Annotated in this window: 13 protein-coding genes; 8 read left to right on the top strand and 5 right to left on the bottom strand. The window is 45.8% G+C overall.

What is annotated here, in order from left to right:
• Window positions 1–56 precede the first annotated feature (56 nt).
• Together PGW99_RS09890 and asd are read right to left on the bottom strand one after the other, a co-directional pair.
• Window positions 57–1364: a type IV pilus assembly protein FimV gene (locus tag PGW99_RS09890; protein WP_273777518.1), complete on the bottom strand. Its 1308-nt coding sequence runs from the start codon at window positions 1362–1364 to the stop codon at window positions 57–59.
• Window positions 1365–1512: 148 nt separating this feature from the next.
• Entirely contained in the window at window positions 1513–2631 is a 1119-nt protein-coding gene (asd, locus tag PGW99_RS09885; protein ID WP_273777517.1) for an aspartate-semialdehyde dehydrogenase, read from the bottom strand.
• 192 nt (window positions 2632–2823) lie between these two features.
• Here asd and PGW99_RS09880 point away from each other — a divergent pair, with 192 nt between their 5' ends.
• On the top strand, window positions 2824–3960 hold the full coding sequence (locus PGW99_RS09880) for an endonuclease/exonuclease/phosphatase family protein (RefSeq protein WP_273777516.1): 1137 nt from the start codon (window positions 2824–2826) through the stop codon (window positions 3958–3960).
• A gap of 297 nt (window positions 3961–4257) precedes the next feature.
• Here the strand turns inward: PGW99_RS09880 and PGW99_RS09875 are convergent, their stop codons facing one another.
• The 3 genes from PGW99_RS09875 to PGW99_RS09865 all read right to left on the bottom strand — a co-directional run bounded on the left by PGW99_RS09875 (window position 4258) and on the right by PGW99_RS09865 (window position 8348).
• Complete coding sequence (locus tag PGW99_RS09875; protein ID WP_273777515.1) at window positions 4258–5364, bottom strand: glycosyltransferase family 4 protein; 1107 nt, start codon at window positions 5362–5364, stop codon at window positions 4258–4260.
• A gap of 17 nt (window positions 5365–5381) precedes the next feature.
• A complete protein-coding gene (lpxL, locus tag PGW99_RS09870; protein ID WP_273777514.1) occupies window positions 5382–6320 on the bottom strand; it encodes an LpxL/LpxP family Kdo(2)-lipid IV(A) lauroyl/palmitoleoyl acyltransferase in 939 nt (312 codons plus the stop codon).
• A 114-nt stretch (window positions 6321–6434) separates the two neighbouring features.
• Window positions 6435–8348, bottom strand: a complete 1914-nt coding sequence (locus PGW99_RS09865) for an ATP-binding cassette domain-containing protein (protein ID WP_273777513.1) — start codon at window positions 8346–8348, stop codon at window positions 6435–6437.
• Between the two features lie 34 nt (window positions 8349–8382).
• On the opposite strand from PGW99_RS09865, the gene PGW99_RS09860 reads away from it, so the two are divergent.
• The 7 genes from PGW99_RS09860 (at window position 8383) to PGW99_RS09830 (ending at window position 15692) form a co-directional block, all read left to right on the top strand.
• Window positions 8383–8628 (top strand): SlyX family protein, encoded by a 246-nt coding sequence (locus PGW99_RS09860; protein WP_273777512.1) that lies wholly within the window; start codon window positions 8383–8385, stop codon window positions 8626–8628.
• Between the two features lie 70 nt (window positions 8629–8698).
• A complete protein-coding gene (locus PGW99_RS09855) occupies window positions 8699–9706 on the top strand; it encodes a hypothetical protein (RefSeq protein WP_273777511.1) in 1008 nt (335 codons plus the stop codon).
• 285 nt (window positions 9707–9991) lie between these two features.
• Window positions 9992–10441 carry an ammonium transporter gene (locus PGW99_RS09850; protein ID WP_273777510.1) on the top strand — a complete coding sequence of 150 codons (450 nt, stop codon included), beginning with the start codon at window positions 9992–9994 and terminating at the stop codon, window positions 10439–10441.
• 31 nt (window positions 10442–10472) lie between these two features.
• Window positions 10473–13115, top strand: coding sequence for a type I DNA topoisomerase (topA, locus tag PGW99_RS09845; protein ID WP_273777509.1), 2643 nt, complete (start codon window positions 10473–10475; stop codon window positions 13113–13115).
• Window positions 13116–13207: 92 nt separating this feature from the next.
• A complete protein-coding gene (locus PGW99_RS09840; protein WP_273777508.1) occupies window positions 13208–14188 on the top strand; it encodes an NYN domain-containing protein in 981 nt (326 codons plus the stop codon).
• A 39-nt stretch (window positions 14189–14227) separates the two neighbouring features.
• Window positions 14228–14986 carry a hypothetical protein gene (locus tag PGW99_RS09835; protein WP_273777507.1) on the top strand — a complete coding sequence of 253 codons (759 nt, stop codon included), beginning with the start codon at window positions 14228–14230 and terminating at the stop codon, window positions 14984–14986.
• A 133-nt stretch (window positions 14987–15119) separates the two neighbouring features.
• Complete coding sequence (locus PGW99_RS09830) at window positions 15120–15692, top strand: HdeD family acid-resistance protein (RefSeq protein ID WP_273777506.1); 573 nt, start codon at window positions 15120–15122, stop codon at window positions 15690–15692.
• Window positions 15693–15738: the final 46 nt, after the last annotated feature.

Genomic DNA, 15738 nt, shown 5'->3' with positions numbered 1-15738 from the left:
TTGAACGTCTAGCCGTGAGCTCGGTCTAGTTCATCCCAAAATTCTATAAAAACAGTTTAGTGAATTGACTTCTGCGCTTTTTGTTGCTGTTGCAATTGTTGTTGCAGTTTTGCCAGCCGTGCATTTAATAGTTGAATTCTCTGATCCTTTTGACGTAGAGCCAATTCTAACTGTGTCACGTTTTTTTGTAATTTAACGGTTTTTTCACGAGCTGTCATAACTTTTAATGACAACTCTGCACTGGTTTGGTTTTGTTGTGTGCGCTTTTTAGCACTTCCTTCTGCTGAATCTTGTGCACTGTCAGCCACCAAGCTCATTTCGGCTTGATTCAAGCGATATTTGGTGCTTCCCGATGCAGAAGGCTTGCCTGATTTCTGAACCTTTACCGGTGCTGCAGTACGGGCTTTGGGTGAAATGGCTACACCCAGATTTAGGGCTGCACCGCGGCGTAAACGGTTTGCATCTCCCTGAATAAAGGCATGGCGGTTGTTGGCCTGTATTTCTTTCATCACTTCAGCAATAGGGCGATTAGTTTGTGCTGCGATACGAGCTGCAATGCTCCATAAGGACTCATTATTGCTGACCACATGCTTGGTATTGGCTTCAGCAGTTTTGTTTTTTTCTATTTCTTGCTTTGCAGATTTTACTTTGGCCTGTTGGGGTGTTTTTTCTACAGCAGAGTTTAATGGCTGCTCTTTGACATTCTCTGGCTTGGCCGGGGAATTGGCTGTAGTCGTCTTGATCGTAGCTGTATTGTTCTGAACGGTTTCTGTTTTTTTGCTTGCTTGTGGCGCAGGTGGAACAATGCTGACAGTAAGTACATCAGTGCTCTTTGCGATATTGTTATCCTGAAGGCTACTGACTTTTGGAGCGGTATAGCTGGTTGTGACCGGCAGGTTCAGTGCAATATCTTTTTCACTGACAATCAATTGTGGTTGCAGTAAGCGTTCAGTGCTAGAAAAAGGCACGTTGGCTGTATGAGCACTACGTTTCAGGCTGCTCTGGATATGTTGTAAACGCGTCGCTTGGCCTTCTTTGATTTTAACAACGAAGTTCAGTTCAGCTTCAGTCATCGGGCGTGATGAGGTAATCACGATGACACCACTACCTTGACCTGTACGGCGGGTAAAAAAGTTCAAGTGCTCAGGTGGGCGGTGTTGAATGCCTAAACCTGTTAAATCCTCACTTGAGGCCAATGCAACTTGCAGTGGAACTTCAGTGTTGGCTTGGCTGAAATTCATTTCGGCATATAGCAATTCCCCGGGAGCTGATTGAATCTGAATCGGATCAATCAAAATTGCATGCGTAGTCTGTGAGGCAATAATCGTTAAAATCGCAGTTTTTAGTTTGTTATATACAGTCATCGTGATCCGTTGCTCAGGTGTTTTTTTGGCAGCGCTCTATAAAGGTTATACCTTACTCAGGTGTAAGTGAATTGTAAAACGTTTACACATGTATTACATAAAAAAGCCGATCAATTTGACCGGCTTTTTGGCTCGAATTTAAAGATGCTTAAGCATTTTTATATTCAATCAGGATACGTAACATACGACGTAGAGGTTCTGCAGCACCCCAAAGCAACTGGTCACCCACTGTGAATGCACCCAGATACTCTTTACCCATATTGAGTTTACGCAAACGGCCAACAGGAACAGACAGAGTGCCTGTCACAGCTACAGGCGTAAGATCCGTCATAGAGGCTTCACGGGTGTTTGGTACGACTTTGGCCCACTCGTTTGAATTGCGAATCATGTCTTCGATTTCATCCAGTGGAACATCTTTTTTCAATTTCAGCGTCAATGCCTGAGAGTGGCAACGCATTGCACCGATACGGACGCAGTGACCATCGATTGGAACGATCTGGGTATTGCCCAAGATCTTGTTGGTTTCGACCTGACCTTTCCATTCTTCTTTCGACTGACCACTTTCAAGCTGTTTGTCGATGTACGGAATGAGGGAACCTGCAAGTGGCACACCGAAGTTTGCAGAAGGGAAGCCTTCACCGCGCTGTAATGCTGCGATTTTGCTATCGATGTCAAGAATCGCGGACTTAGGATCATCCAACAAATCTTTGGTGTTGTTGTACAGGTAACCCATACCTGTAATGAGTTCACGCATGTTTTGCGCGCCCGCACCAGAAGCCGCTTGATAGGTCATCGCGGTCATCCATTCCACCAAGTTGTTTTGGAACAGTGAACCTAGACCCATCAACATCAAGGAAACTGTACAGTTACCGCCCACGAAAGTTTTCGTGCCATTCACGAGACCGTCTTTAATGACATGCATGTTCACTGGATCAAGCACGATAATTGCATCATCCGCCATACGCAAGGTAGAGGCAGCATCGATCCAGTAACCATTCCAACCTTCTGCTTTCAGTTTTGGGAAAACTTCAGAGGTATAATCACCACCTTGGCAAGTCACAATGACATCCATCTGCTTCAGACTGTTAATGTCCGTTGCATCCATAAGTGCTGGGGCAGTTTTACCACCAAATGCAGGCGCTTCACCACCTGCATTACTGGTAGAAAAATAAAATGGCTCGAAATGAGCAAAATCATTCTCTTCAACCATACGTTGCATCAAGACGGAACCAACCATCCCGCGCCAACCGACCAGACCTACTTTCATGTCACTTTGCCTCGGTGCGTAATAAAAAATAAAGGGGCTTGAGTGTACCAAATGAGTACACAACTGCAAGTATAACCTAATCAAAATGGCGTGATTTCTACGTTAAATTTTAAATCAGAGTGATTTGAATCAAATTATTTCCTGGTCCTGCAATTAAACAACCCTAATACGGATAAGAACTGGTAAAAATGCATGCTATGGATTGAAATCATGGCTATTTTGGTCATTTGGCTGAGTTTCTGGTCGCTGATTCCTCGTGATGAATGGTGGATTCGAGGCGCAGATTTTCCACGGTTACAGATTTTGACTTTGGGTACAGGGGTTTTGTGCTTCCTGCTATTTTGGCCGCATGATTGGAACTGGCAGCGTGAACTAATTCTGGCGGGACTGATTGCCGCAATCGCTTATCAGTTAAAAATGGTGCTGCCTTATACCTTTTTCTGGAAAAAACAGGTTAAAAAGGTACGACCTCCGCAATTGAATCCTGAACAGCAGATTTCTCTTCTGGTGTCGAATGTACTGATGCCGAATACGCAGTATGATTTACTGATTGACCATATTCGAGATTACCAGCCTGATATCATTTTGACGCTGGAATCTAATGCAGACTGGCAGCAAGCTTTGCAGGTGATTGAAAAAGACTACCCTTTTCGCGTGGCGGTACCGCTGGAAAATTTATATGGCATGCATTTATATAGCCGCTTGCCATTACAAAACACCGAAGTCAAATTTATTCTGAGTGATGACATCCCTTCGATTCATACCACCGTGTTGTTGCCTTCAGGTCAGCCTGTACAGCTCTATTGCTTGCATCCCAAGCCACCTAGCCCAACCGAAGCCAGTGAATCAACCCTGCGTGATGCTGAATTACTGATTGTTGGAGATCAAGTGAAAGATTTGCAGCAAAGCTGCATCGTGATGGGAGATCTGAATGATGTGGCCTGGTCTAGAACGACGCGTTTATTTCAACGGATGAGTGGTTTGCTGGATCCCCGGGTGGGGCGTCATTTTATTAATACTTTTCATGCAAATTATCCGTTATTTCGCTGGTCACTCGATCATATTTTTCATAGTGCTGATTTTGCCCTGATTGACATGCGTCGTTTATCCCATATTGGCTCGGATCATTTCCCGGTTTATACCGTATTGCAGAGCGGACGTAAGTTTGAGCGTATCCAGCAGCCTTTAGCGCAAACGCCTGCGGATGAGCATGAAGCACAGCAAGCCATACAGCAAGGGATTGAAAAAGCCGAAGCTGAAGAGAAAATTGTGACGGATGAGATTGCACGTGGTTATAAAAATCAGAGTGAAAATTCCGAGAAGAATTAATCTAAAAGTGTACGAAAATGCTCACACGGATTGCAGCCGATGACGCATGGTCATAGGGGGGAAAGCAGATTAATCTGAAGACATCAGCACAAGGAACGGGAATGGACAGTCCCCTTAAGGAAAGCCAACGCTGAAGGATGAAAATCAAGGATTGGATGGTGACAAGGACAGCAGGCGAATAATAACAATAAACCTGAAAGCACAACCTCATGTACCCGAGTTCAGCAGGAAGCGGAACTCGGGTTTATGATTTTAAGTTTTTCTCATTTTCAGCTTGTCGTATAAAAGGGGGAACACTTATTCACCCCGAATCACTTGTTGATAGAGTTTTAAGGTCTCATCACACATCTGCTGCAAACTAAACTGGCTGACTGGAGCAACTACCTGTGGCTGTTCAACATGTTGTCTAACCGCTGACAATAGAGCTGCATGATCATCGACCTCAATGAGCCCTTGTGGATAGAGCTGTGACAAGATTTCAGCCACGCCACCACGGTTCCAGCCAATTACTGGTGTTCCAACCGATAAGGCTTCTAGAGTGGTACGGCCAAAGGTTTCTGCCTGACTGGATAAGGAGAACACTACATCACTGAATGCCAACCATTCACGAATATCCGAGCGATGCCCAACAAAGGTAATTTTGTCCCGGAGTTCCTGTTGTTGAATCTTGTGCTCAAGTTCATCGAGATAGGCAGCTTTTTTCGGATCGGCACCCCCAACGACAATCGCGTGTAAATTCGGATAATTCTGCTGGAGCTGGCTGACCAGTTGGATCAGGGTTTCATGGCCTTTTAAACGGGTAATCCGCCCAGGCAGACAGAGTAAGAATTTATTTTCCAGTTGTGGGAAATCTTTGAATGTTTGCTGCAACCATTGGGCTGAAGGCTGATAGCCATGTGGGAAGGCCTGCGGGTCAATGCCACGGTAAATCCGAACAATATGCTCTTTGGGACAGGCCGGATAGTTGTCGTGAATGTAACGCACCACGCTATCGGAGACGGCAATCACTTTTTCTGCCTGAGTCATGATGGCACTATAACGGTTGACTGAATAAAAGCCATGCACAGTGCTGATCAGGTGCGGGTGTTGTGCCACTGGAATGCCCTTGAGTGCGAAGTGCGTGAGCCAAGCCGGAACGCGGGAACGGACATGCACAATGTCGGGTTGATGCTGTTGGATGAGACGACGTAGTGGTGCAATCTGCCACAAGCTGGACAGCGACTTTTTATGAATTGCGAGGGTTAAATGGGTAGAGCCTTCAGCTTCGAGTTGAGCGACCAGACGTCCACCATTCGAGACCACCAGTGACTCATGCCCTTGAGTGACCAGTGCTTGGGCAATTTCCAGCGTGCCACGTTCCACGCCACCACTATTCAGTTCTGGAAGAAGTTGCATCACTTTCATGGATTGCGCTCTCAAGATTAATAAATTTTATCGTAGCCTTCAGGCCGTGTTTTAAATCGGCGATGGAACCACATGTATTGTGTGGGTGCGATACGTAGCTGGCGTTCAATGATCTGGTTGACCCGGGTGGCATCCGCGACTTCATCTTCACTCGGCAGATGATCCACTGCGGGTTCGATCAGGATACGATAACGCGGATCGCTAATATCGCCTTCACGATAAAAATACAGGGGAATTGCAACGGCTTTGGAAATTTTCAGCAAACGGCGATGTGCCGTAACGGTTGCAGCCGGAATACCAAAAAAGGGTGCCATGATACCTTGTTTCAGGCCGTAATCCTGATCGGGACTGTACCAGATCGCACGGCCGTTTTTTAGGTGGCGGATCAGGCCACGCATATCGTCATGGTCAATCTGGTGTGTGTAGATGGTCGCGCGGCAACGGTAAATCAACATGTCGAGCAGAGGGTTGTTCTGCGGGCGATAGACAACATCAGGATCAAAATACTGGCTGCAGAGATAGCCCCCAGCGTCTAGCAAGGTACTGTGCGTTCCTAATAGCAGGATGCCTTTGCCTTGTGCCTGGGCATCCGTCAGATGTTGCAGGCCTTCAATCGTGATGCGTCCTTGAAACCATTTCGGCGTGTACCAAGCATTCAGGGTTTCAAATACGCCGAGCATCATATCCACAAAAACCTGTTTAGCTTGGGCTTCACGCTGTTGCGGTGACCATTCCGGAAAACAGACTTCCAGATTGCGTAACGTGGTTTTGCGGCGTGACTTTAAGCGTTTAAACGCTACAGCCCCGAGAAATTGAGCAAGTCGATATTGCACTGCCCAAGGTAAAATGGCGAGCAGCATCAACAAGACAATGGCAATCCAGATTCCCCAATATTGAGGCAACAGGAAAGACCATTGAAATTCACCGGGAGTGTAGTTTTGATGATGTTTGCTCATAGGTTTTGATGATACTGAAAGCGCGAAATCTGCACGCAGTGTAACAAGCGTGTCCACATTTGGAAAATACTAAGCTTCCGCAGGTGAACATGCAGAAGCTCACAATCAGGGAGATTAGTTGCCTTGGCTCAAGGCTTCAAGTTCGGTCCAGCGATCTAGTTTTTCCAGAAGCAATTCGTCAATTTCAGCCAAACGCTCACTGGCTTTGGTTGCTGCTGCTGCATCCTGCACAAACCATGAACCGTCAGCCAATTTTGCATTTAACTCGGTTTGCTCGGTTTCTAAGGCTTCAATCTCTACGGGCAACTGGTCAAGTTCACGCTGGTCTTTGTAGCTGAGTTTGACCTTTTTTGCGGGAGCCGCAACGGGGGCACTGGCTGCTGCTTCAGCTTTCGCTTGTGCTTTTTTAACATCACTTTTTTGATCCACGACTTTTTGATCAGGGCGCTGCAGCAAATAGTCCTGATAACCGCCGATATATTCATCGATATTGCCTTTGCCATCGAATACCCAGGTCGAGGTGACCACATTATCCATAAAGGCACGGTCATGGCTGATCAGTAGTAAAGTCCCTTTGTATTCCGACAGCATGTCTTCGAGCAATTCGAGAGTGACCATGTCCAGATCGTTGGTCGGTTCATCCATCACGATTAGATTGGATGGTTTCAGCAAGAGTTTTGCCAACAGAATCCGGTTACGTTCACCACCGGATAAAGCTTTCACTGGGGTACGTGCACGTTCGGGGGAGAACAGGAAATCCTGCAAGTAACTGAAAATATGGCGGCGCTGACCGTTGACATCCACAAAGTCACTACCTTCGCTGACGTTGGCTGCGACTGATTTTTCCAGATCCAGCTGGTTACGTAGCTGGTCAAAATAGGCGATTTCCAGCTGGGTACCGGTTTTTACTGAACCGCCATGTTCGATTTCACCCAGAATGGCTTTGATAAGGGTAGTTTTACCCACACCATTGTCGCCAACCAGACCAATACGGTCACCACGTAGCACCAGTGCCGAGAAGTCTTTGATAATCGGATGACCATTATACTCAACGCGTAAATGTTCAATATCAAAGACCAGTTTTCCAGAGCGGTTGGCTTCTTGCGTTGCCATGTTGACTTTGCCTTGCTGAAAGCGGCGTGCTTTAGACTCTTCGCGTAACGCTTTTAAGGCACGAACACGACCTTCGTTACGCGTACGGCGTGCTTTAATCCCTTGGCGAATCCAGGCTTCCTCTTCAGCCAGTTTCTTATCAAACAGTGCATTCTGTTTTTCTTCCGCTTCCAGCTGTTGTGCTTTCAGCTCAAGATAACGTGAATAATTGCCTTCAAAACTGCGCAACTGGCCGCGATCGAGTTCGACAATTCGTGTCGCCAGACGATCGACAAAAGAACGGTCATGCGAAATGAATAATAAAGTCAGGTTGTTCTGATCAAGCAGGAATTTTTCCAGCCATTCGATGCTTTCCACATCCAAATGGTTGGTCGGTTCGTCCAGCAACAAGACATCTGGCTGTGTCAGCAGGGCACGTGCGAGTAGTACGCGACGTTTACGACCACCGGATAAATCCGCCAGGTCAGCATTTGGATCCAGGCCCATTTTACCCAGAATGGTGTTGACCTTGTTTTCCAGGGTCCAGCCATCAAGCTGATCCAGTTTATGCTGCAGTTCTCCCATACGGTCACAGGCGGTCATGTCACCGAGTACACAGGCATCACTGGCTTCATGATACGCTTTGAGCACTTGCGCGGCTTCCCCGGCACCTTCAGCGACGATATCCGCCACTTTACCGTGATCCATTGGGACATCCTGTGCCAGCATGGAAATCGTGAGGCCATTTTGAATCGAAACTTCACCGCGATCGGGCAGTAAACTTCCCTCGATCAGCTTAAGTAAAGTAGACTTGCCTTCACCATTACGGCCGATTAAACAGACTCGTTCGCCACGCTCTAGAGTGAAGTTCGCGCCATCGAGTAGGGCCGGTCCACCAAATGCCAGCTGGACGTCCCTTAAAGTAATATAGGCCATAATGTTTCCTAAGATCCCGATTGAGGAGGGTTAAATGACTAAACAACCATACGATGATGATCAAGCGTCATTTTCCGCACCGATTGAAGATTTGCAAGTGCGAATTGCATTTTTGGATGATTTAGTCGATCAGCTTAACCAGCAGATGGCTTTGCAGACACAAGAAATTGCCATTTTGAAAAAACAGATGCAGTTGCTCTATCAGCGTGTCGAGTCGGCAGATCTGTCGGAAGGGATTGCACCTTTTGATCCGTTGACCAACCGACCTCCGCACTATTAATCGGTTCCGCTGCAGTATTTTTCAACTGTGTTAATCTCTCTCGTCTTTGATTGATCGATCTTGAATACCAATGAATAAAGTGATCCTGTTTGACCTGGAACAAAATATGCCGACAGCGACCGTGTTGCGTGAGCTGTTACAGCATTATCACACGGTGTATCTGTTCAATTGTCAGGGAAAATTTGACTATGCATTGGAAGACCTGACGGAGTTTGCCAGTTGGCTGAATAGTGGACAAGTGATCGTGCTGGATGTCCCGCAAGTTGAGCATCAGGAATATGCCTATGCTGTCGTGGTCGGACAGTTGTTGGCTTTGCTGGAAGCTGAGACCCAGATTGAAGTCCTTTCTGCGATGTCCAGCATAGAAGTGTTGTTGCAACTCATGCAGGGGGCCGGTCTGTTTGCTTCACTGATCCAGCTGGAAAGCCAGACGGAATCCGCATCTAGCGCGAGTAGCTATCGCTTGCCGAGTGCTCAGGCCTTCCAGCGTAAACCGGCACTACAACTGGTCAAGAAATACTGTGATGCTTTAGGGGAAATGGCTGGAAAACCCGGCACCATTGAAGGGTTAAAAAATTCGATCGGTAATATCCTGCACGTATTGCCAGAGCAGGCTCAACAACTGTTGGGGATGCTGATTAAGTTAAAAATAGTCAAACGTTATGACCAGCAGGTGAGTTACCGTAAAAAAATCTTGAAACAGTGGTTACAGCTGAAACTGGATCATCTGTTACAGGAAACGGTTGTAGACGTTCAGGAGAATAATGCTACGAGCCCAGCAGAATCATCCTCAGTAAAGTCGTTTCCCTCCGTACAGGCCCTGTTGCAGGCTCAGCAGAGCGCTCGTCAAGAGCAACCCGATGCTGTGCAGATTGATGCCTTGCAATGGGAAATGGTGCGCGCGCTGAGCCAGTTAAAAACGGAAAAACCCAAAGATATTTTTGAGCTGCGTGATTTGCTGGAAAAACTCTATCCGGACGCGGATGTGAAATTGCTGCTGAAAGAACTTCTAGAAAAAGGCTATATCTACTGGAATGGCCATGAAGTTTTATATAGTCATGAGATGTTACTGCAATAAACCTATCATCTCTTGATTTCCATGACTTTCGGTGTCTTGAGTGCCATGATTCAAACTTCATGTTGATCCCTGTTTGGGAAGGGTCCAGTTGTGTGATAGTGCGGTAAATATTGTATGAACCACTCACAAAAAAACTAAATTTTTCGCAAGAAACTTGCGCATTGAATACTTTAGACATCTAGGTTTATCGACTTTCTCTTTTACTCAACTGATGAAAATCCGCCGACAAACTTGCGTTTTAGGTTGGCCTTGTGCAACTCTAATAAAGGAAGAAAAAGGTGAACTATGGAAAATACCGGAATTTGGGTCGCAGTCGTCATTATCATTTTTGTCTTGGGATCGATTTTTGGTCTGCGGGTCAGCCCACGTGAGAAAGCCTTGGGCATGATGCGCGACAGAGCACGGAAAATGGGATTACATCCACGTCTTGTCGTTGCACCAGACTGGACCAAAGTTCCGATGGCTACTGAAAATCGTGCCAGTATGGTGGCTTACTATAGCGTGCTGATTCCAGATGCCCGTTTGCCTCTAATGCGTGCCCGTGTGGAGAATCAACAACTCAAGGTTATCCAAGGGGATGACAAATTGAATGATTCGCCCATTGCATTAAAAGGGATTTATGCTATTGATATGCAGGCAAACTGTGTTGGCCTGTACTGGGATGAGGAATCCGATTTGAGAGGAACTCAATTGGAAGAGATCAAAACCTATTTACACAGCTTGGCACAAGTCTGATTTTTACACTTCAAAGGAATAATGGTTCATTATGGCGAATGCTCCTCGATCCACATCCCAAAGCACCACAGCAAAAGCCTCTGGTGCGGCCAACAAGCGTGCCTTAGTGATTGTGGAGTCGCCTGCAAAAGCGAAAACTATCAACAAATATTTGGGTTCACAATACATCGTGAAATCTTCGGTGGGTCATGTTCGTGACTTGCCAACAGGCGGGGGCAGTAAAACGGCCGAGAAAAAACCGGGGACCCGTACCAAACTGACCGAAGAACAAAAAGCCCAAAAAGCCCAGCAAGCACTGATTAACCGTATGGGGGTTGATCCTGAACATGGCTGGGAAGCACATTATGAAGTTTTACCAGGTAAGGAAAATGTCGTTTCCGAACTGAAAAAACTGGCTTCACAGGTCGATGAAATCTATCTCGCAACGGACTTGGACCGTGAAGGGGAAGCCATTGCCTGGCATTTAAAAGAGGTGATTGGTGGTGATGCTTCACGCTATCAACGCGTTGTCTTTAATGAAATCACCAAAAATGCCATTCAGGAAGCTTTTAAACATCCTGCACGTCTAGATACCAATAAAGTCAATGCACAACAGGCTCGCCGCTTCCTCGACCGTGTCGTGGGCTTTATGATTTCTCCTCTCCTTTGGGAAAAGATCGCCCGTGGTTTATCAGCCGGACGTGTACAGTCTGTTGCAGTAAAATTGGTGGTTGAGCGTGAGCGTGAAATCCGTGCCTTTATCCCTGAAGAATACTGGCAAGTGTTTGCCGACACTCAGGCACAAAAAGAGCAGATTCGCCTTGAAGCAGTCAAACAGGCCGGTAAGACCCTGAAGCTGCGCAATAAAGCTGAAACTGATGCGTTGCTTGCCGTATTAAAAGACGCCGAATATAAAGTTGCACAGCGCGAAGACAAACCGACCAAAGTCAATCCAAGTGCGCCGTATATCACTTCAACCTTGCAACAGGCCGCCAGTACCCGTTTAGGTTTTTCAGTGAAGAAAACCATGATGCTGGCACAACGTCTGTATGAGGCTGGTTTTATTACCTATATGCGTACCGACTCAACATTCCTGAGCGATGACGCGGTAAATATGGTGCGCAGCCATATCGAGCAGCAGTACGGCGAAAAATATTTACCAGCCAAGCCAAACCGTTATGGCAATAAAGCCGGTGCACAAGAAGCGCATGAAGCCATACGTCCGTCCAGCGTGGCTTTAACGGGTAACGATTTGGCAGGTGTCGAGCGTGATGCACAACGCTTATATGATCTGATCTGGCGCCAATTTGTGGCGTGTCAGATGACACCAGCAGAATATTTATCCTCGACCATTTTAGTCGATGCCAATGGGGTGGAGCTGAAAGCCAAAGGCCGTACCTTGGTATTTGATGGCTTTACCAAAGTCCGTGGTGCAAACAAATCCGATGATGATGTGTTGTTGCCAGCCGTCAAAATCGGCGAAATCCTAAAACTGGAAAAACTGGATCCAAGTCAGCACTTCACCAAACCGCCAGCACGTTTTACCGAAGCTTCTTTGGTGAAAGAGCTGGAAAAACGCGGTATCGGCCGTCCATCCACCTATGCGGCGATTATCTCGACCATTCAGGATCGCGGTTATGTCAAGCTGGAGAACCGCCGTCTGTTTGCCGAGAAAATGGGTGAAATCGTTACCGATCGTCTGGATGAAAGCTTTAACAACCTGATGAACTATGCGTTCACCGCTGATCTTGAAGGGCAGCTGGACCGGGTAGCGACAGGCGACCGTAACTGGAAAGAACTGCTGGACAGTTTCTATGGCGATTTCAAACAGCGTTTGACCACGGCTCAGGGCGAGCATGGCATGCGCCGTAACCAGCCGATTGAAGTGCCAGAAGTTAAATGTCCTGAATGTGGCCGCCCGATGCAGATTCGGACAGGAACGACCGGAGTCTTCTTGGGATGTTCAGGTTATAACCTGCCGCCAAAAGAGCGTTGTAAGGGCACATTGAATTTAACTCCAGTAGAGTCTTTGGCTGCCTTGTCGGATGATGATGCTGCGGAAACTGCGGACTTGATGTCGAAAAAACGTTGTGCCAAATGCGGCACGGCGATGGACAGCTATGTAATCGACGGTGGGCGAAAATTACACATTTGTGGCAACAATCCAGACTGTGATGGTTCAGAAGTCGAAGAAGGCGAATTCAAGATCAAGGGTTATGATGGCCCAACCATCCCATGTGACAAATGTGATGGGGAAATGCAGCTAAAAACTGGTCGTTTTGGTCCATATTTTGCCTGTACCAGCTGTGATAATACCCGCAAGGTACTGAAAAATGGTCAGCCAGCACCACCGCGTGTTGATCCGATCAAGATGGAACATCTGCGTTCAACCAAACACGATGATTATTTTGTATTGCGTGATGGCGCTGCCGGTCTGTTCCTAGCAGCCAGCAAGTTTCCGAAAATCCGTGAAACCCGCGCACCCAAAGTGGCTGAGCTACGTACGGTCGCGGAGCAGTTGGATGCCAAATATCAGTTTCTGTTGCAAGCGCCAGACACCGATCCTGAAGGCAACCCGACTGTGGTGAAATTCAGCCGTAAGAACCAGTCTCAGTATATCGGTTCGGAAACTCCGGAAGGTAAACCAACCAAGTGGAGTCTGGTCTACCAAAATGAAAAGTGGGTTGAAGGTTAAATTCCAATAAAAACAAAAATGCTAGCTGAGCTAGCATTTTTTATTTTAAAAATTTGATTTTTTAAAATGAAAAAGTTTAGAGAGAGGGGGCTATGGACGTTCATGCGAAAAAACTAGCAGTTCTAATCGATGCTGATAATTCTTCAAAAAATTCAATCTCTTTAATTTTAGAAGAGGTAGCAAAATATGGGATTGCTAGTGTTAAGCGAGTATATGGGGATTGGAGTAGTGATGCTCTAAAAAGTTGGCGTGAGGTATTACTCCCACATGCTATTACCCCTGTTCAGCAATTTGCTTACACTACGGGCAAAGATGCGACAGATATGATCCTTATCATTGATGCAATGGACTTATTATATAGTGGTGCACTTGATGGTTTTTGTATCGTTTCTAGTGATAGTGATTTTACACCTTTGGCTTCTAGAATTCGTGAAAGCGGTTTAATGGTTTATGGTTTTGGTCGTAAGAAGACACCCGAGCCTTTTAAGAAAGCATGTGATAAATTTATTTCCGTGGAAAATTTAACTGTTGATGAAAAAGATGAATTAAAACAAAATCCATTCTTAAAGAAAGAAGTTGATTCTAAAGAGGTAGTCAAAGCTGGATCAGTTGAAAAAGAAGAAATAAAACAACAAATAGATAAAGCTACCTTAAACTTGATTTATAAAGCCGTCAAAGACAATTCTGATGATAGTGGTTGGGCATATCTAGGTGCTATAGGTACGTATATTAGTGCTGTAAAGCCAGATTTTGATACACGTAATTATGGATATGACAAATTATCTGGTTTGGTAAAAGCATTAGGAGTATTTGAAATAAAAATGCAAGGTAGCCAGATGTATTTAAGGAAAAGTAGTTTTAGTACCTTTATTAGGCTAGTACAAAAAGCAATTAATCAAAGTGCTGATAAAAATAATTGGGCAAATATCCAAGATGTAATTAACTTTTTAAAACAATCAGATTTAAACGTAAGGAATTATGAAGAAGCTCTAGATTCAATTCATAATGGTTGGATTGAGTCCAAGCAGGTAGGAGACACAAAGTTTATTAGAGTAAATAAAGTCATGCCCTGAACTTTTAAATTAAAAAATAAATAATTAAAGGAGAGGGCTATGTGGAAACAGGTTCGGATTTTAATTCTCTTGCTAGTGCTGCTGGTTGTGGCGGTGAATGCCTATCGTGACCAGAATCAGGACTGGTCACGACCAGTGGTGGTACTGTTGCATCCAGTAAATGCCGATGGTCACGCGAATACCCAGCGTTATATCCAGCAGCTCTCGCTGGACCAGTTACAAGATGCCCAACAGTATTTGAGTGCTGCTGCTGCCGAGTATCGTGGCCAACCCGTACATTTTTATTTCCAGCTGGGACGTGAGATTCAGCAGTTACCGCCAAAAGTCCCAGAAAATGCTTCGATGCTGGACGTGATGTTGTGGAGTCTGAAATTCCGTTACTATGCCTGGAAACACAGTGAATCCGCCGATGGCTCACCGAGCGTACGTCTGTATCTGAATTATTATGATCCTCAATATGTTCATGTTCTAAAGCATTCCACGGCACTGGAAAAAGGCCGCATTGGTTCCGTCAACCTGTTTGCATCTGTCAAACAGAGTGATCAGAATAAAACTGTATTGGTGCATGAACTGCTGCATGCTTTTGGTGCTAGCGATAAATATGACTTAAGTAACGGGCAGCCGACTTATCCGATTGGTTATGCTGAGCCAGAAAAACAGCCGCTGTATCCACAGCGCTATGCCGAGATTATGGCTGGGCATATCCCCTTGTCTGAAAATACGAGCACAATGGCAGAAAATCTGGCACAGACTCGCCTGAATCTGGCGACGGCAATGGAAATTGGCTGGAAAAAGTAGTGAATGTGGATAAAAGGATAGTTATCCACAGTTTGATTCATTTTATTCACAATATGCGGTATCTCGCCGCTAGACATGGCCCATGATCTATTGAAAAATCTAAGTATAAAAGGGCTAGGCGTCGAGAATAAGAATGAAAACCATCGGCAATGATTTAATCCGACATCAACTGCATGAAAATCGCAAATGGTATCTGGCACTGGGAATTCTTCTAGTGCTCTTTTCCTTGATACTAGTGTTCACATTACCTGTTGCCACATTGTCCGTGGTGTTGCTATTTGGCTCGTTGATGATGCTGGCCGGAATCTTACATTTATTTGCTGCCATAAAGATTTTTAGCGGTGCTCTGCGCGGACTAGGCATCTTGTTTGCACTACTGTACTTTCTTGCCGGTTATTATGCTTTTGCAACACCAGTACAAACAGCCATCGTACTGACCCACCTGCTGGCCATCGTTTTGATCGTTGCCGGACTCATCCGGATGATGAAAGCTTTTTTCTGGAAACCTTGGGCCGGTTGGGGTGGGCTGTTATTGTCCGGGTTTTTGACCACTTTGATGGGTATCTTGATTTTTCTTTCTCCTGAAGCACCGTTCTGGTTACTCGGGTTGTTACTGGCATTGGACTTGATGTTCCAAGGTATCCACTATCTGACCCTGGCACTGTATATCCAACAGCGAATACCTAAAAGTTCTGCAGATGTCTGATTGGATCAGTTTAAAGCCAGTACCTGTCGTGTTTTATATGGACTAT

The sequence above is a fragment of the Acinetobacter sp. GSS19 genome (assembly GCF_028621895.1).
Classification (GTDB): Bacteria; Pseudomonadota; Gammaproteobacteria; order Pseudomonadales; family Moraxellaceae; genus Acinetobacter.
This window is presented reverse-complemented; position numbering and strand designations above follow the sequence as displayed.